The 16,142-nt window shown below is 66.5% G+C and carries 16 protein-coding genes; 6 read left to right on the top strand and 10 right to left on the bottom strand.

Features of this window, described 5'->3' with window-relative positions; translation table 11 throughout:
• The first annotated feature begins 46 nt into the window (after positions 1 to 46).
• A complete protein-coding gene (gene coxB / locus PHA81_RS00785) occupies positions 47 to 868 on the top strand; it encodes a cytochrome c oxidase subunit II (protein ID WP_049910076.1) in 822 nt (273 codons plus the stop codon).
• 85 nt (positions 869 to 953) lie between these two features.
• On the opposite strand, the gene PHA81_RS00790 is transcribed toward coxB, so the two are convergent.
• Positions 954 to 2,633 carry a gamma-glutamyltransferase family protein gene (locus tag PHA81_RS00790; RefSeq protein ID WP_005043409.1) on the bottom strand — a complete coding sequence of 560 codons (1,680 nt, stop codon included), beginning with the start codon at positions 2,631 to 2,633 and terminating at the stop codon, positions 954 to 956.
• Between the two features lie 87 nt (positions 2,634 to 2,720).
• Between PHA81_RS00790 and PHA81_RS00795 the strand changes: the two genes are divergently transcribed.
• Positions 2,721 to 3,377 (top strand): DUF1028 domain-containing protein, encoded by a 657-nt coding sequence (locus tag PHA81_RS00795; RefSeq protein ID WP_005043410.1) that lies wholly within the window; start codon positions 2,721 to 2,723, stop codon positions 3,375 to 3,377.
• Here PHA81_RS00795 and arsN2 read toward each other — a convergent pair.
• The 6 genes from arsN2 to PHA81_RS00825 all read right to left on the bottom strand — a co-directional run bounded on the left by arsN2 (position 3,343) and on the right by PHA81_RS00825 (position 10,144).
• Positions 3,343 to 3,954: an arsenic resistance N-acetyltransferase ArsN2 gene (arsN2, locus tag PHA81_RS00800; protein WP_005043411.1), complete on the bottom strand. Its 612-nt coding sequence runs from the start codon at positions 3,952 to 3,954 to the stop codon at positions 3,343 to 3,345. The two genes, PHA81_RS00795 and arsN2, sit on opposite strands and share 35 nt — an antisense overlap.
• Positions 3,955 to 4,098: 144 nt before the next feature.
• Positions 4,099 to 5,403, bottom strand: a complete 1,305-nt coding sequence (locus PHA81_RS00805) for an oligopeptide/dipeptide ABC transporter ATP-binding protein (RefSeq protein ID WP_005043412.1) — start codon at positions 5,401 to 5,403, stop codon at positions 4,099 to 4,101.
• Positions 5,400 to 6,470: an ABC transporter ATP-binding protein gene (locus tag PHA81_RS00810; RefSeq protein ID WP_005043413.1), complete on the bottom strand. Its 1,071-nt coding sequence runs from the start codon at positions 6,468 to 6,470 to the stop codon at positions 5,400 to 5,402. The genes PHA81_RS00805 and PHA81_RS00810 overlap by 4 nt, the downstream gene beginning before the upstream one ends.
• Positions 6,467 to 7,468 (bottom strand): ABC transporter permease, encoded by a 1,002-nt coding sequence (locus tag PHA81_RS00815; RefSeq protein ID WP_005043414.1) that lies wholly within the window; start codon positions 7,466 to 7,468, stop codon positions 6,467 to 6,469. The genes PHA81_RS00810 and PHA81_RS00815 overlap by 4 nt, the downstream gene beginning before the upstream one ends.
• Positions 7,465 to 8,424 carry an ABC transporter permease gene (locus PHA81_RS00820; protein ID WP_273834692.1) on the bottom strand — a complete coding sequence of 320 codons (960 nt, stop codon included), beginning with the start codon at positions 8,422 to 8,424 and terminating at the stop codon, positions 7,465 to 7,467. Before PHA81_RS00820 ends, PHA81_RS00815 begins: the two co-directional genes overlap by 4 nt.
• A gap of 1 nt (position 8,425) precedes the next feature.
• Positions 8,426 to 10,144, bottom strand: coding sequence for an ABC transporter substrate-binding protein (locus PHA81_RS00825; protein WP_005043415.1), 1,719 nt, complete (start codon positions 10,142 to 10,144; stop codon positions 8,426 to 8,428).
• A gap of 152 nt (positions 10,145 to 10,296) precedes the next feature.
• Between PHA81_RS00825 and PHA81_RS00830 the strand changes: the two genes are divergently transcribed.
• Both PHA81_RS00830 and PHA81_RS00835 read left to right on the top strand, forming a co-directional pair.
• Positions 10,297 to 11,007 (top strand): helix-turn-helix domain-containing protein, encoded by a 711-nt coding sequence (locus PHA81_RS00830; protein WP_049910078.1) that lies wholly within the window; start codon positions 10,297 to 10,299, stop codon positions 11,005 to 11,007.
• A 1-nt stretch (position 11,008) separates the two neighbouring features.
• Positions 11,009 to 11,182, top strand: coding sequence for a hypothetical protein (locus PHA81_RS00835; protein ID WP_161606953.1), 174 nt, complete (start codon positions 11,009 to 11,011; stop codon positions 11,180 to 11,182).
• Here the strand turns inward: PHA81_RS00835 and PHA81_RS00840 are convergent.
• Entirely contained in the window at positions 11,166 to 12,032 is an 867-nt protein-coding gene (locus PHA81_RS00840) for a heme-copper oxidase subunit III (protein WP_005043417.1), read from the bottom strand. The two genes, PHA81_RS00835 and PHA81_RS00840, sit on opposite strands and share 17 nt — an antisense overlap.
• 146 nt (positions 12,033 to 12,178) lie before the next feature.
• Between PHA81_RS00840 and PHA81_RS00845 the strand changes: the two genes are divergently transcribed.
• On the top strand, positions 12,179 to 12,409 hold the full coding sequence (locus PHA81_RS00845) for a hypothetical protein (protein WP_005043418.1): 231 nt from the start codon (positions 12,179 to 12,181) through the stop codon (positions 12,407 to 12,409).
• Positions 12,410 to 12,433: 24 nt separating this feature from the next.
• On the opposite strand, the gene PHA81_RS00850 is transcribed toward PHA81_RS00845, so the two are convergent.
• Positions 12,434 to 12,730: a DUF6684 family protein gene (locus PHA81_RS00850; RefSeq protein ID WP_005043419.1), complete on the bottom strand. Its 297-nt coding sequence runs from the start codon at positions 12,728 to 12,730 to the stop codon at positions 12,434 to 12,436.
• 135 nt (positions 12,731 to 12,865) lie between these two features.
• Between PHA81_RS00850 and PHA81_RS00855 the strand changes: the two genes are divergently transcribed.
• Positions 12,866 to 14,731, top strand: coding sequence for a glycoside hydrolase family 15 protein (locus tag PHA81_RS00855; protein ID WP_005043421.1), 1,866 nt, complete (start codon positions 12,866 to 12,868; stop codon positions 14,729 to 14,731).
• 23 nt (positions 14,732 to 14,754) lie between these two features.
• On the opposite strand, the gene PHA81_RS00860 is transcribed toward PHA81_RS00855, so the two are convergent.
• Positions 14,755 to 16,104 carry a PGF-CTERM-anchored ABC transporter substrate-binding protein gene (locus PHA81_RS00860; RefSeq protein WP_005043422.1) on the bottom strand — a complete coding sequence of 450 codons (1,350 nt, stop codon included), beginning with the start codon at positions 16,102 to 16,104 and terminating at the stop codon, positions 14,755 to 14,757.
• Positions 16,105 to 16,142: the final 38 nt, after the last annotated feature.

Here is a 16,142-nt window from a genome sequence, read left to right on the forward strand (position 1 = left end):
AGCCGCTGACAGTAGATACTTGTGCGTGCCCGGCGAGTATCGAACAATGGGACGGAGGCGCGCGAAAGTAGGGGGCGTGCTCGCCGCTGCACTGTTCGTGGTCGCCGTCGAACCGGCCGCGGCCCAGTCGATCAACCGGGCGCTGATCCAGAACCTGAATCGACAGCTGCTGTACGTCGCCGCGCCGATCGCGATCCTGGTCGAGACCATCCTCTTCTATGCGGTCTGGAAACATCGCAACAACCGGGACCCCTCGCCGACCAGAGAGAACCGATCGCTCGAGATCACGTGGACCATCGCGACCGCGATCATCCTGCTGTTCGTCGGGTTCGCGTCGTACAACGTCCTGTTGAGCCCGTACATCTCGCCGACCCTCGGCGACGCCGAGATCCAGACGAACGCCTCCGAACAAGCCCTCCAGGGAGCGGCCGTGCCGGACGATCCGGATGCGGTCGAGGTCGAAGTGGTCGCGTACCGCTGGGGCTGGGAGTTCGTCTATCCCGAGGCGAACGTCACCACCGATAACACTACGGTCGTGCCGGCGAACACCGACATCTACTACCATCTCACCGCTCGTGAGGTGATCCACGCGTTCCACGCACCCGAACTCGGGCTGAAACAGGACGCGATCCCGGGTGAGTACAACACCATCCGGACGAGCGTCGGCGAGACCGGCGAGTACCGGGTCTACTGCTCGGAGTTCTGCGGTGCGGGCCACTCCCGGATGTACGCGAACCTCACGGTCGTGAGCCAGGACCGGTATCAGGATTGGCTCGACGAGCAGCGAGCCGGGAACGCCACCGGATCGACCAACATGACGAATGCTTCGTCGACGAACGGCTCCGCAGCCCGGCGCGCACCGGCCTGAGTCGGAACGACGGTCGGTCTTCCACCATGACGCGATAACGAGGTCCTCGACAACGGCGGGACCATGACGCGACCTGCCGCCACCGTCAGAACCCGGCCACAGTCCCGTCCTTTCGGGGTTCGGTCGCGCCCGAGAGCACTCCGTCGTGATTTCTGGCGATCTGCGCGCCGCCGAACAGCGATGGCGCGAGCACCCGGACGTCGTGGCCCATCCGGGTGAGCTTCGTCGCGAGAGCGCCGTCGATCCGCCCCTCGACCGCGAGCGAGCCGTCCTCGCGGTAGCGCCACCGTGAGCGGTCGAGGGCGGCCTGGAGCGGGAGGTCGTTATCGACAAGGTTCGAGATGACCTGGACGTGGCCCTGTGGCTGCATGTACCCGCCCATCACGCCGAAGGCCGCCCAGTCGTCTTCCTGTTCGTCGGGCGCGAGATCGACAATGCCGGGGATCAGCGTGTGGAACGGCCGCTTTTTGGGTTCGAGGCTGTTCGGGTGGTCGGGATCGAGCGAGAACGACGCGCCGCGGTTCTGGAGTGCGATCCCGGTGTCACCTGCCACGAGACCGGAACCGAACCCCGCAAATCGGGAGTTGATGAACGAGACCACGTTGCCCGCGTCGTCGGCGACGCAAAGGAGGACGGTATCCGCGTCCTCGGCGCGCGCGTCGGGAACACCGAAGCTCACGTCGCTCGCGGCTCCATCGATGTCCGACGCGCGCCGCCGCGCCCACTCTCGGGAGGCGAGCGGCGGCACGTCCTCGTAGGCGGGATCGGTGATATAGCGGTGGCCGTCGTGGAACGCCCGTTTGGTGGCCTCAGCGAAGTAGTGGACGCGCTCTGGCGAGTCGAGGGGGTACTCGTCCGCACCGACTTCGGCGGCGACGGTGAGCGCTTCGAGCGCGATCAGCCCCTGGTTGTTCGGGGGGAGTTCGTACACCTCGGCCCCGTTGTACCGTGTCGAGACGGGATCGGGGAACTCGGGTTCGAAGGTCACGAGATCGTCGACGGTGAGAAAGCCACCCTTCGACTGGACTTCGTTCACGATTTGCTCGCCGATTGCGCCGTCGTACACCACGTCAGCACCCTGCTCGGCGATCTTCCGGAGGCTCTCGCCGAGGCGGGGCAGGTGTATCCGTTCGCCGACGCCAGGAGCCTCGCCGTCCTTCAGGTAGGCGTCGGCGGCGTTCGCGTCGGTGAACAGCTCTTCGGCCGCCTGCCAGTGGCTGGCGATGACCTCCGAGACGGGGTAGCCTTCGATCGCGTACCGGATCGCGGGCTGGAGGGCCTCACCGAGCGAGCGGCGGCCGTGGCGCTCGACGGTCGCCTCCCATCCCCGCGCGGTGCCAGGGACGGTGACGGCATGAGGACCGAGAAACGGCATTTCGATCTCGTCGGTAGCGTGGCTGCCGTCGACCGCGTAGCCGCGCTCGCTGGGGTACCAGTCGTCGGCGGCGTCGTGTTCGCGGACCGAGGCGCGGACGTTCTCGATCGTCGCGTCGGCGGGCGCGCCGCCACAGGCCCGCATCGCGCCGGTCTCGCCGTCGGCGGTTCGGTAGAGCGCGAACGCGTCGCCGCCCAACCCGGTGCTCGTCGGCTCGACCACGTTGAGCGCGGCGGCGGTGGCGACGGCGGCGTCGAACGCGTTGCCGCCATCACGGAGGATCTCGACGCCGGCTTCGGCGGCGAGCGGCTGGCTGGTGGCGACGACGCCGCGATCGGCGTAGACGGTCGATCGGCGCGACGTGAATCGATCGAGGTCGGGTTCGGACATACAATGACTTGTGTTGACACCGGCCTAAAGGGCCCACCGAACTCATCCGGGGAAGGCGTTATCGGCTACCACATCGTCGAACCGGGCATGACGTTCTCGATCTGCGTCCGCGAGACGACCGACGCGGGAACCACCTTCGGAGTCGGGGTTGCGACCGACGCACCGGCGGTCGGCGCGCTGGCACCTTGCGTCAGCCACGACGGCGTCATCGCAACACAGAGCTTCGTCAACGTCCGGCTGGGCCGGCGCGGCGTCGCGCTGCTGCCCGATCTCGCTGTCGACGACGCGCTCGACGGCCTGTTGGCCCGCGACGATCACGCCGACCTTCGCCAGGTCCACGGCCTCGACGCACACGGCAACGCCCACGCCGTCTCCGGTGAGGGATGTGAGGGATGGTTTGGCCACCAGATCCACGCCAAACGCGGCGTCACCGTCGCCGGAAACATGCTCGTCGGCGGGGACACCCTCGACGCGCTCGTCGAGACGTTCACCGAGCGGGATTCCGACGATGACGTGGTCGATCGGCTGATCGACGCGCTCGCGGCGGGCAAGGCAGCCGGCGGGGACAAGCGTGGCCACACCTCCGCCGCGGTCGCGGTGAAGGCCCCCGAAACCACGGCGTATCACGATCTCCGGGTCGACGCCCACGACGAACCGATCGCGGAGCTCCGGCGGGTGTACGAAACGACAAAGGCGGCCAGCGACGGGTTCAGCGAGTCCTCGAAAGACCGAATTTTCGACTGACGACGCTCCGTGATGCGGCCGAGGCCGCCAGCCCTCCTTTTTGCACGAAAAGCGACACGCCGAAGCGTCCTTGAAACATCATTTCCTCAGTTCGTAACACGGGGAGACGGAAGCTCCCCTTCTCAGGAGGTTCTTGCAGGAACTTCCGCATACAGGTGGCTGTGGCAGGACAAAGCTCGCCAAACTCGGTCGTCGCCTGAATCGTCGGCGGAGCAGCGGATCGCTCGATTTCGGCGTAGCCACGGTCGGCGAAGAAGTCAGCCGCCGTCGTCGTAAGGAGAAACAGCGCCTCCACGCCATCGGCCGAAGCACGCTCCTCTAGTGCGTCGCACAGCGCTGTTCCGAACCCGTTGCCGCGGGCCGATCGTTCGACGACGACCGATCGCAGAAGCTGCTCCGCTTCGTCCCCTTCGATGCCGGCGATACCGACTGGATCACCCCCTTCATATCCGAGATAGAAACAGTCGGGCTTCGACCGGATGTTCCGGGACGGGAGATCGTTGCGCTCCAACAAGGCCTCGATGTACGAACAGTGGCTGTCGTCGGCTTGCTGGATCGTGATCGTTTCACCGCTCATGCCGGATGAACGCGATCGTGGGGCAAATATGCTTTCGGCGGCGTCGGGACAGGTCTCCCCGCCCACGATGTGCAGCCACTCGGACGTCCAGAGCCCCCGGACGTCCGTGAGAGCACCGTCGGCGATGCTCTCGATCGGCCACGTTCACTCCTCGACCCGGTGGCAGGCCGCGGTGTGGCCCGGACTCGCCTCCCGGCTTTGCGGGACCTCGCGTTCACAGGGCGAGGGGAACGCCTCGGCGACGATCGTCTCCGCGCGGTCGCGGTTGCCGGCCGCGAGCTCGTCGGCGGCCTCGCGGATGGCGTCGGCTGCTGCCGACGGCAGATCGGCGGGCTCTCGGGACAGCAGCTGTTCGACGAAGTACCCGGCGACGCTCCCCTCGTCGGTTCCCCGATCTTCCGAGCGGAGGCGGTCCTTCGCGGCCTCGCGGTCGAGCTCCGCCGAGAGTACGTGGTTCCGGAACGAGAACGCGTCGCGGAACGCTTCCTCGGTTCCGGGCCACTCCTCGGGCGGGATCACGGCCGGACACCGGGTGTGGAACCGACAGCCGGACGGCGGGTCCATCGGTGACGGCACCGTCCCTTCGAGGATGATGCGCTCGTCGCGGTCGCCGGGATCGATCCGCGGGACCGCCGACAGCAGCGATCGCGTGTAGGGATGGGCGGGGTTCTCGAACAGCTCGTCGACCGGTGCGGTCTCGACGATCTCGCCGAGATACATTACGGCTACCCGGTCGGCGACGTGGCGAACCACGCTCAGGTCGTGGGCGATGAACACCAGGGAGAGACCGAGGTCGGCCTGGAGCTCGTCGAGTAGGTTCAGGATCTGGGCCTGGACCGAGACGTCGAGCGCGCTCACCGGCTCGTCGGCGATGATGAGTTCGGGTTCGAGCGAGAGTGCCCGCGCGATGCCGACGCGCTGTTGCTGGCCGCCGGAGAACTGGTGTGGGTAGCGGGTGGCGTGGCCGGGCTTCAGCCCGACGCGTTCGAGCAGGTCGCGTGCGCGCTCCGTGCGGTCGTCGGCGTCCGTACCGATGTCGTGGACCTCCATCGGCGCGGTCAGGATCTCGCCGACGGTCTGGCGCGGGTTCAGCGCTGCTAGCGGGTCCTGGAAGATCATCTGGAGGTCGCGGCGGTGCGGCCGCATTTCGCCGGCCGAGAGTCCGGTGAGTTCCTCACCGTCGTAGTGGACCGATCCCGCGGTCGCGTCGTCGAGATTGAGGATCGTCCGGCCGAGCGTCGACTTCCCACAGCCGGACTCGCCGACGACCGCGAGCGTCTCGCCCGCCTCGACGGCCAGGTCGACGCCGTCGACCGCACGGACGGTCGTATCGTCGCCAACCAGGCGGTCGAGAACCCCGCCCGACTGATCGAAGTGTTTCTTCAACCCCTCGACCGCGAGCAGGGGGTCGTCGGTGCGTTCGTCGGTTCGGGTCGTTTGCAGGCTCATAGCTGCTCCTCCTCGGGTCCACGGCGGAGACAGGCCGCCACGTGGTCGCCCCACTCGTCGTCGGGCATCGTTCCGTCGTCGAGGGTTCGCCCGACCGGCCTGAAGTCGGGCGGAACCTCGTAGCACTCGCGTTTCGCCTCCGGACACCGCGGCGCGAAGTGACACGCGTAGGGGATATCGATCAGGTCGGGGACGTTCCCCTCGATCGGCTGGAGGTCCTCCGTCGGTGTGTCGAGTCGCGGCGTGCTGGCGATCAACCCCTGGGTGTAGGGATGCTGTGGGTTGTCGAACAGCTCGCGGGCCTCCGCGCGTTCGACGATCTCGCCGGCGTACATCACGTTCACCCGGTCACAGACCTCGGCGACCACCGAGAGGTCGTGCGTGATGAGCAGGATCGAGGTGTCGAAGGCGTCCTTCAGCGCCCGGAGCTCGTCGAGGATCTGGGCCTGAATGGTGACGTCCAGAGCAGTGGTGGGCTCGTCGGCGATCAGGAGATCGGGCTCGGCCGCGAGCGCCATCGCGATCATCGCGCGCTGGCGCATCCCACCGGAGAACTCGTGGGGGTAGTCGACCGCCCGGCTCTCGGGTTCGGGGATCTCGACGGTTTCGAGCATCTCGATCGCGCGCCGCCACGCCTCGCTGTCTTTCGCCGCGCCGAGGATCTTGCGCTTCACCTCCGCCGACAGGCGCGTCGACTCGCCGCCGTGGCCGTGGAGTCGGACCGACTCGGCGATCTGCTCACCCACCGTCAGGGTGGGGTTGAGGCTGTTCATCGGATCCTGAAACACCATCGAGATCGCCCCGCCGCGCATCTCGCGGCGCTCGGCGTCGGACATCGCCAGCAGCGACTCGTCGTGGAGTCGGACGTCGCCGTCCGCGATCTCGCCCGACTCCTCGACGATACCCGCGATGCTGTCGGCGAGCACGCTCTTGCCGGAGCCGGACTCGCCGACCAGCCCCACGATCTCGCCCGATCGGATGGTGAGATCGACCTCGTTCACGGCGTCGACGGTGCCGCGCGGGGTCGGGAACCGGGTGTGAAGCCCGTCGACTTCGAGCAGGCTCATCGGTTCTCGACCTCCCCTTCGCTCACGTCGAAGACGTCGCGCAGCCCGTCACCGAGCGTGTTGAACGCGAGCACGACGAACATGATGGCGAAGCCGGGCATCACGCTGATCCACCACGCCTGACTGATGAACTGCCGGCCGTCCGACAGCAGGAGCCCCCACGTCGGCGTGGTCGGCTTGACGCCGAGTCCGAGGAAGGACAGGCCCGCCTCCGCGAGGATCGCGAGCGGGATCATCAGCGTCGCCTGAACGATCAGCGGCGCGACCGCGTTCGGCAGGATCTCTCGCGTCATGATCCGCCGATCGGTCATCCCGATCGCGCGCGCCGCGGTGACGTACTCCTCCTCGCGCAGCGACAGTACCTCGCCCCGAATCAGCCGGGCGAAGTCGTCGATGTACGCGATCCCGATGGCGATGATGACGTTCTGCACCCCCAGTCCGCCGGAGATGGCGATGATCCCGACCCCGAGGATGAGTTCGGGAAACGCCCACTGGAAGTCGACGTACCGCATCAGCGCGCTGTCGATCCAGCCGCCGTAGAACCCGGCGAGCAGCCCGATCGACGTCCCGATCGTGAACGCGACCGCGACGGTAGCGAGCGCCACGAGCAGCGAGACGCGCGCACCGTAGATGATGCGCGAGAGCAGGTCGTGACCGACCGAATCGGTTCCGAGAGGATGCCAGACCCGTTCGGTGCCGGGGTCGTCGTCGAAGTTCCCGACCGAGTGGCTGTTCGGCTCCTGCATCACCCCGAAGGTCGCTTCGGGATCGTGCGGGGCGAGAAACGGCGCGAACACCGCGACGACGACGAACAGCACGACGACCACGGCCCCGAACAGCGCCAGCTTGTCCGCCAACAGCCCCTCGACGATCCGCTGGCGGGTGGTGCGGTGCTCCTCGACTGCATCGCCGGTGTCGCGGTACTCCGGCGGGACGTCCGTCGGCCCCGGTTCGGCGGGCGTGTTTGGCCCGACACCGGACTCGGTAGCGTCGCTCATGCGCCTTGACCCCCTCCGTAGCCGATACGCGGATCGAGGACCGTGTACGCGAGGTCGACCGCGAGATTCGTGAACACCATCACGCCAGCGACGAGCAGGATGACCGCCTGGGTCACCGGGTAGTTGCGATCGAGCATCGAGTCGACCAGCAACCGACCGAGGCCCTGGATGCCGAACACGATCTCGACCGTGACGCTGCCGACGAGCACGAGCGCGAGCTGGATGCCGGCGACCGTGACGACCGGGATCAGCGCGTTCTGGAGTGCGTGCTTGTAGAGAGAGGTACGGTCGCTCACGCCTTTGGCGCGCGCGGTTCGCATGTACGGCTCGTTCAGGACTTCGAGCAGCGACGATCGCATCATCCGCATCACGACCGCGGCGTACGGCAGCCCGACTGCGATCCCCGGCAGCAGGATGCTCTTCAGCCACGGCACGACCCCCTCGTTCAGCGGTGTGTAGCCCACGACCGGCAGCAGCTCGAACCAGACGCCGAACACGAGCGCGAGCAGGATGCCGACGAAGAAGGCGGGCATCGAGACCCCGAGGAAGGCCGTGATCGTCGCGACGTAGTCCGCGGGCTCGCCCTTCCGGGTCGCGCTCACGATGCCGGCCGGGATGGCGATGCCGAGTCCGACGACGATGGCGAACAGAGCGATCGAGATCGTCCGCGGTGCGGCCTGGCTCACGAGCGTCGCGACCGGCTGGCTGGTGCTCAAGCTCTGACCGAACTGGAGCGTCGCCATGTCGCCCAGCCACTCGACGTACTGGACGTACAGCGGCTGATTCAGGCCGAGTTCGGCACGTAGCGCGGCGACCGCCTGCGGGGTCGCCTCCTGGCCGAGCATGGACCGGACGGGACCGCCGGGGATCAGCCGGAGCCCGACGAACACCGTGGTGGCGACCATCCACATCACGAGGACGGCGTGGCCGACGCGCTTCGCGATATAGCGGCGCATGCTACTCGTCGACCCACGTGGTGTGGAAGTTGCGCAGGTAGGGGATGTGGGTGAACCCCTTCACGCTCGACTGCTTCGCCGCGAGGTCGTCCTGGTGCATCAGGTAGGCGTGTGGTGCTTGCTCGATGAGACGGTCTTCGAGGGTGTGGAGCACCTGCGCGCGCTGCTCGCGGTCGGTCGTCCGGCGCTGTTTCGCGAGTAGCTCGTTGACCCGATCGTCGACGAAGTTGATCCAGTTCAGCGAGCCGCCATCGTCGGGTTTGCGGTAGAACTGGTAGAGCGACTGGTCGGGGTCAGGGTCGCCGACGCTGCCGCTGACGGTCGTGTCGTAGTTGCCTTTCTCGTACCGCGACCAGTAGGTCGAGCTCGTGACCTGCTCGATGTTCACCGAGAAGCCGGCCTCGTTCAGCTGCCGGCGCACCTCCTTCGCCGAGCGCAGGTTGCTCTTGGTGGCGAGGATGCTGAACGAGGCTCCCATCGCCCCCGACTCCTCGAGTAGCTGCTGGCCCCGCTCCGGATCGTAGTCCTGTGCGCTCGGTTTGTCCTCGCGCCACACCCACTCCGTCGCCTTGTTGATCGGGCCGACATCGGGGAGGGCGTTGCCGAAGTACGCCGTCTGTACGAACTGCTCGTTGTTGATCGACTTGGCGATCCCGAGCCGGGTCTTCTTGGACCCGAACGGCTCGCGGCGCTCGTTCATCGCGAAGCCGTACCAGTTGACGCCCGGCGCGGAGAGCTTGCTCACGCCGCTCGCGCTCTCGACCTTGTCGACGTTCTGGAGCGGGACGAGGTTCGAGAAATCCACGTCGCCGCTCCGGAGCGCGTTGACCAGCGTCGCGGGCTCCGGGATGGGCTGGATGTCCACGCCGTCGAGGTACGGCAGCGAGTTGCCCTCGGCGTCGGTCCCGAAGTAGTCGTCGTACGCATCGAGCGTGATTCCGGAGCCGACCTGGTGATCGGTCACCTCGAACGGGCCGGTGCCGACGGGCGTGACCCGGTACTGATCCTTGCCCATCTCCTCGATGGCCTGCTTGCTCACGATGGTCGCCGCGCGGCCCGGACCGCGGGTCAGGTAGATGAGCGCGGGGGCCAGCGGTTCTTCGAACCCGATCTCGACGGTGTAGTCGTCCTGCACCACGACGCCACCGTCGTCGATCGGCTTCAGCGTCGACAGCTTCGGGGCGGCGGGGGTCTCCTCGGAGATGGTGCGGTCGATGGTGTACTTCACGTCCTCGGCGGTGAACTCGGCCCCGTTGTGGAACGTCACACCCTCTCGGAGGTCGAACGTGAACGTACTGCCGCCGTCGGTGACCTCCCAGTCCTTCGCGAGATCGCCCCGGACGGTGAGGTCCTCCTTCAGCGTGACGAGACCGTTGAACACGTTGGAAGCCACCTGGAAGTACTGCCCGACAGTGATGTACGGCGGGTCGAGGATGTCGATGCTCCCGGTGTACCACGCGGCCGAGAGGCGACCGCCACGCTGGCTCGACGAGGGCGTCGCCCCGCTGGCGTTTCCGCCGTCACCGGAGCCGTTGCCGGAGCCACCGGAACCGCCGCTGCCGCCGGAACCGTTGCCCGAATCACCGCCACCGCCACTACCGCCGCCGGTACAGCCGGCGAGGGCTGTCATGCCGGCCGCGCCGAGTAGCTCGATCGTCGTCCGCCTGTCGACGACCGGCCCGCTCAGATCCGCGTCGGTAATCGTGTCATCTGATCCCATGAGACGATGGTACGGAGTGATCGACTTCGCTATACACCCGAATATAGCCGGGTCGGAGCAGGAACGATGGTGACATGGCGTCCCATTCGATCCGAACCCGCCTCACAGCGCGTCGAGCAACGTTCAACTCCGTGGACACCGTAGGGTGTTCAATGCGAGAAGTGACCCTCCGGGTGCGCCACCACGGCGAACCCGAGAGCGACGTCAGCGCCGACCATCCCGACCTCACCCTCAAATCGGTGTCGTCGATGACGGGGAGTGCCGCCGAACGAAAACGTATTATCGAAATTTCAGGGTCGGAGACATCGATCGAGGACTTTCTCGCGGATTTCAGGGCGGCCGATGCCGTGCTCGATGCGTCGCCGCTGACGCCGCTCGCCGTCCCACGGGTGCTGATCGACATCACGTACGACAGCTATCGGTGGGACAGCATCTCCCAGCGCCTCGCCGACATGGGTGTCCACTACCGGACCGGGACGACGATCACCGCCGGCTGGGAGCGCTGGACGGTGTACCTCGACGAAGGCGACGATCTCCACGAGATCATCGACTCGCTCGAACACGCCGGCAACGAGACCGACCTCGTTCGGAGCGTCGAACTCGACGAGGTGAACGAGCGCGAGCAGCTCGAACTCTCCCCCGTCGTCGACGAGCTGACGCGCCGCCAGACCGAGGTTCTCGCCACTGCGATCGACCTCGGCTACTACCAACACAAGACCGACACCAGCATCGAGGACATCGCCGCCGCGGTCGACATCGCCTCCACGACGGCGTGGGAACACCTCGCACGGGCCGAATCGAAGGTGATGGCCACGATCGGAGGCCACCTCGCCTCGGTCAGTCACGCGTCCTCTGATCGGTAGGGTGATCCCCAGCGCCGACGCGAGCGACGAGAACACCCACAAGCACGACCAACAACGCTACGGACGAGTCGTACAGGAGTACGACACCGTGGCGGCGGTACGAGCGCGCCGATTCGGGCAGGTGTCGAGCACGCCGGTTCAGACGGGTGCCGAGCGCGTCAGAAAATCGGTGTGACCGACGCGCCGACGTAGAGAACGGCGACGAGGAACACCCAGACGATGTCGACGAAGTGCCAGTACAGCGAGACCGTCGCGATCGAGGTGTCACGGCCAGCCTCGTACTGGCCGAGATGCGCGCGAACGACGAGGATTCCCAGGAGAACGGTCCCGAGCGCGACGTGGAGACCGTGGAGCCCGGTGAGACCGTAGAAGGCGCTCCCGAAGATCCCCGACGCGATCGTGAACCCCTCGCCGACGATGAGGTCGTGATACTCGTAGATCTGCCCCCCGACGAACAGCAGACCGAGCACGAACGTCGTCACGAGCAGGAACCCGAACCGTCGCCGGTTGCCCGTTTCGAGCGCCGAGTGGGCGAAATGCAGTGTGAAACTGCTTACCACCAGCAGTGCGGTGTTCACGACCAACACCGTGGTCAGCAACTCGGGGATCTCGCCGGGTGGCCAGCCGCCCGCCCGGATGAAGAAGTAGTAGATGAACCCGCCGGCGAACGTGAACACGTCGGTCGCGAGGAAGAGGTACATCGCGCCCCGGAGCGATCCCGGCTCGCGTTCGTCCGTCGCGCGCGTCCAGAAATCCGCGATGAACCCCTGATACAGCCAGCCGAACAGCCCAGCCAGGAAGACGAGCGCGCCGCCGCCGAACACTACCGGCCCGACGAACCCGGGAATGATCGCGACCTCGCCGTGGCCGAGAAAGTAGAGCCCGGCTCCGAGATACAGCCCGGTGGCCCCGATCGCACAGACGATCGGCCACCACGTCGCCTCGCTTCGCCCGAGCGGGAAATCCATCCCGACCGGTGGCTCGTGGGCGTCCGTGTCCTCGCCAGTGTCGGTCGCCGTTCCCATGTACTCGGGTTGGACGCAGTCCGGCAAAAAGACCCTGGCTGCGCCCCGCCACTGTCCGCGATCGGTCAGCCGTGGTTCACTGCTCTCCTCCCTCTTCGGACGGGCGATTTATCTCCCCGGCCGTCGGATTCGAAACGACGCCATCGATGACGTCCACACCGAACACTCCCGTCGTCGCGTCGCCCTCGTGGCGGGTCGCGATCGGGCTGATCGCCGCCACGGTGGGCTACCTCGTCGTTCTCCTCGGCGTTGGGCTCGCCGCGTGGGGTGGGATCGACGCCGTGTATCGAATCCCGATTCTCGCCGTCCCTGCCGCGGGCCTCGTGCTCGCTGTCGCTGGCGGCGTGTTGATCCAGCGCGAGCGCTCGGCCGGCTGAACGGCTCCGCGACGCCTCGCTCGATCACCCCTCGTCCTCGTCTGACTCCTCGCCAGTGACGAGGGCGGTGATCGCCCTGGCGGTCTCGGAGTGGCCCGTCCGCTCGCTCTCGGCGATGATCCGGCCGGTGATATACGTGATGCCCACGAGCGCGACGAACGGCACCACGAGCAGCGCCTGACTGACGAGCCGCGCGACCGGGGCCGGGCCGCCGACGGTGGTCCCGGCGAACAGGAGGATGAAAAACAGCAACATCCCGAGCGGGATGAAGTTGACCGTGAGATCGAGCAGCGTTTCGCGGTCGAAGACACGCTCTGCCATCGACGCGGTGTAGACGCCGGAGCGGTATGTAGCTACCGAGAGGCACGTCGAACTCGGACCGTCGGCCGACTCGGTTCTGGCCGTCGTATCTGATGCAAGGACGAGCTATTTGTGGCCCCTCCATCCACACGAGGCATGGGATTCACGCCGATCGAGGACTACGGCGTCATCGGGAACCTCGAAACCTGCCCGCTGATCGGGAACGACGGTTCGATCGACTGGTGTTGTTTCCCCCACATCGAGTCGTCGAGCGTTTTCGCCGGGATCCTCGACGACGACGGCGGTGGCCACTTCGCCATTCAGCCCAGCGGGGCGTTCGAGTCGACACAGGAGTACGTCACCCGGACGAACGTGCTTCGGACGACCTTCGAGACCGACTCGGGAACGATGACGCTGACCGATTTCATGCCCGTGGTCGACGGGGTAGAGCTCGGCCACACCACGAGCGCGATCTACCGGAAAGTGACCTGTACCGAGGGCACCGTCGAACTGGATGCCGAGTTCGATCCACGGTTCGACTATGAGCGCGTCGGCACCACGGTCGAGCAGACCCACGAGGGCGTCCTCGCCCGCGGCAACGGCGAACAGCTCTACCTCTGGAGTCCGGCGTCGTTCGAGTCCTCGGAGGGTGAGGAAGAACACGCCGAGGCGACCGAACGTCTCGGCACCGACGAGACGATGTGGTTCGTGCTCCAGTACAACGACCGCGAACCGGTCGATGCCGCCGACTGCGCGGCACTGCTGCGCGAGACCATCGATTACTGGCAGGACTGGACCCACCAGTGTCTCGATGCATCAGGCTGCCCATTCGAGGGTCCCTATCACGACGACGTGATCCGATCGGGGCTCGTGCTCCGGCTCCTGATGAACCCCCAGACCCACGCCATCGCGGCCGCGCCCACCACCTCGCTGCCCGAGGAGGTCGGTGGCGTTCGCAACTGGGACTACCGCTACGCGTGGATTCGGGACGTCTCCTACACCATCCAGGCACTCAACGAGCTCGGCCACGAGCGCGAGGCGCGCAACGGGTTCGACTGGTGTCTCACGATGTGTCACAAGGACGATCCGGGCGAGATCGCCCACCCGCTGTACGGCCTCCACTACGAACCCGAGATGATCGAGGAGGAACTCGACCATCTTTCGGGGTACCGACACTCCAAACCCGTCCGGATCGGCAACGCAGCCGGCGACCAACAACAGCTCGACACCTACGGCGAACTCGTCACCGCGATCTACACCGCGACCGACTACGGCGAGGAGATCTTCGCGGGCGAGTGGGAGGTCATCGAGGAGGTGATCGATCACGTCTCCGGGGTCTGGACGAACAAGGACAAGGGCATCTGGGAGGTCCGAAACGAACCGAAACACGTCGTCCACTCGAAGGCGCTGTGCTGGGCGGCGCTCGACAGGGGGATCAAGATCGCGGAAGACAACGACTTCGACGCCCCCACCGACCGTTGGAAGGGCGAACGCGATGCGATCCGCGAAGCCGTCCTCGAAGAGGGGTTCGACGAGGAACTCGGTTGCTTCACGCAGACGTTCGAGGGCGAAACCGTCGACGCGGCCGCGCTCAGACTCGGCAGCATCGGTTTGTTACCCTTCGATGACGACCGGATGCAGAGCACGATCGACGCCGTGATCGACCACCTCGTGACTGATGACGGCCTCGTGATGCGCTACGAGGGCGACGACGGCCTGCCTGGCGAAGAGGGTGCGTTCGTGCTGTGTTCGTACTGGCTGGTCGAGTGTCTCGCGCTCTCCGGCCGTGTCGAGGAGGCCCACGACGTCTTCGAGAGCGTGACGGATCATCTGAGCCCGCTTGGACTGTTCGCCGAGGAGATCGATCCCGATACCGGCGAGCACCGCGGCAACTTCCCGCAGGCGTTCAGCCACATCGGACTGATCAACGCCGTGCTCTACCTCAACCGGGCCGAACCGGGCGAGGTCCTCGATCCGATCGGCAGGGGAGCGACCGAGATCACCACCGATTCGAAAAAGTAGCTCCGAAAGGTCAAAAATCGACGCTATCGTCCGTTTCGTCCGGCCAGGAGCACCGTTCCGGCGAGGAGTGCGATGGCCGCGACGACAGGCCCGAAGCCAGGACCGCTGCCCGAGCTGGTCGTCGTCGCGTTGCTGCTACCGCCGGTCGTGGCCACTTCGGCGTCGCCGTCGGCGGTCGCGGTGGTCGCTTCTTCGGTCGTCATCGATGCGTTGCCGGTTTCGGTCGACGTCGCGTTGCCGGTCGTTCCGTTGGCGGTCGCCCCAGCGGCCGTCTCGTTCTCGTCAGCCGTTCCGTTGCTGTCGGTCGTTTCGTTACCGTCGGCCGTCGCGTTTCCACCGTCGGTCGCGGCTGCGGTCGCGTTCGACGCCGTGAGGTTCGCGGGGCCGATGGCGGACTCGGTGAGGTTCGCCGCTTCGATCGCGTCCGGATGGAGCTGCTGGGCCATCTCGGTCAGCGGCAGCACAACCCGGGGTGCAGGCTGGCTGACGTAGCTGTTGTTCACGACGATCGTCTGGTTCTGCTGGACGGCGGTCGTGTCCGCCCACGGCGTGCCGTTCGGGATCATCGCCGGGCTGGTCGTCACGAGCCACTCGGGATCGCGCTGGGCGACGACCTCGTCGCTGATCTGCTTGTACCCCTCGATGCTGGCGTTCGCCGCGAGATTCGATCCGCCGGCAGTCTCGATCATCGAGCCGATGAACGTGTTGTTGCCCGCGACGTACCCGCCACTCAGCAGGTAGAGCGTCCGTGGCGTGGATTCGTTGGCGACCGCGTCGCGAACCGACTCGACGCGGGAGTCCATCGTGTCCGCGATGCGGTTCGCGCCCTCACACGCACCGACGAGTTCGCCGGTGAGTCGCGTCTTCTCGGTGACGTCTTCGATTGAGCCGGCAAAGCCGAACTTGAACACGGTCAGCCCGGCGCTACGGAGGCTTTCGACCGTCTCGTTCGGGACCACGTTCGGCGCGAGCACGAGGTCGGGTTCGAGTCCCACGACTGACTCGACGTTGGCGTACTGCTGACCCGCGCCCGAGACGTTCGTCCGCGTCTCGGCTCCGTCGAGGTAGCTGGCGTACTTCGTGAGTCCAACGACTTTCTCGCGCGCGCCGATCTCCCACATCGTCTGGGCGGCGCTCGGCGAGAGCGTGACGACCGATTCGGGCTCGCCCTCGACGGTGACTTCGGTGCCGGTCGCGTCGGTCGCCGTCGTCGGGAACGAGCAGTTCGCCTGTTGGACCGCCGGTGCCGTCGGACCACCGATCGTTTCGGTCGTCGTCTGTGCGGTCGCCGCGCCGGTCGCCGCCGCAGCCGGCCCGACTGCACCGAGCAGTACCACCGCAGCAAGAACCATCGAAAGAACGTTGCTTCGCATAGCGGGACGGTGCGACCGACACAATAAATATTTACCTA

Source organism: Halococcus sp. PRR34, from assembly GCF_028617175.1.
Lineage (GTDB): Archaea > Halobacteriota > Halobacteria > Halobacteriales > Halococcaceae > Halococcus > Halococcus salifodinae.

Bases quoted from the DNA above. Each gene is read 5' to 3' on its own strand.
- PHA81_RS00810 (WP_005043413.1), bottom strand. From the start codon at position 6,470: ATGAGCCTGCTCGAAGTCGACGGGCTTCACACCCGGTTCCCGACCCCG.
- PHA81_RS00860 (WP_005043422.1), bottom strand. From the start codon at position 16,104: ATGCGAAGCAACGTTCTTTCGATGGTTCTTGCTGCGGTGGTACTGCTC.
- coxB (WP_049910076.1), top strand. From the start codon at position 47: ATGGGACGGAGGCGCGCGAAAGTAGGGGGCGTGCTCGCCGCTGCACTG.
- PHA81_RS00845 (WP_005043418.1), top strand. From the start codon at position 12,179: ATGACGTCCACACCGAACACTCCCGTCGTCGCGTCGCCCTCGTGGCGG.
- PHA81_RS00820 (WP_273834692.1), bottom strand. From the start codon at position 8,424: ATGCGCCGCTATATCGCGAAGCGCGTCGGCCACGCCGTCCTCGTGATG.
- PHA81_RS00825 (WP_005043415.1), bottom strand. From the start codon at position 10,144: ATGGGATCAGATGACACGATTACCGACGCGGATCTGAGCGGGCCGGTC.
- PHA81_RS00815 (WP_005043414.1), bottom strand. From the start codon at position 7,468: ATGAGCGACGCTACCGAGTCCGGTGTCGGGCCAAACACGCCCGCCGAA.
- PHA81_RS00795 (WP_005043410.1), top strand. From the start codon at position 2,721: ATGACGTTCTCGATCTGCGTCCGCGAGACGACCGACGCGGGAACCACC.
- PHA81_RS00850 (WP_005043419.1), bottom strand. From the start codon at position 12,730: ATGGCAGAGCGTGTCTTCGACCGCGAAACGCTGCTCGATCTCACGGTC.
- PHA81_RS00855 (WP_005043421.1), top strand. From the start codon at position 12,866: ATGGGATTCACGCCGATCGAGGACTACGGCGTCATCGGGAACCTCGAA.
- PHA81_RS00830 (WP_049910078.1), top strand. From the start codon at position 10,297: ATGCGAGAAGTGACCCTCCGGGTGCGCCACCACGGCGAACCCGAGAGC.
- PHA81_RS00840 (WP_005043417.1), bottom strand. From the start codon at position 12,032: ATGGGAACGGCGACCGACACTGGCGAGGACACGGACGCCCACGAGCCA.
- PHA81_RS00790 (WP_005043409.1), bottom strand. From the start codon at position 2,633: ATGTCCGAACCCGACCTCGATCGATTCACGTCGCGCCGATCGACCGTC.
- PHA81_RS00805 (WP_005043412.1), bottom strand. From the start codon at position 5,403: ATGAGCCTGCAAACGACCCGAACCGACGAACGCACCGACGACCCCCTG.
- arsN2 (WP_005043411.1), bottom strand. From the start codon at position 3,954: ATGAGCGGTGAAACGATCACGATCCAGCAAGCCGACGACAGCCACTGT.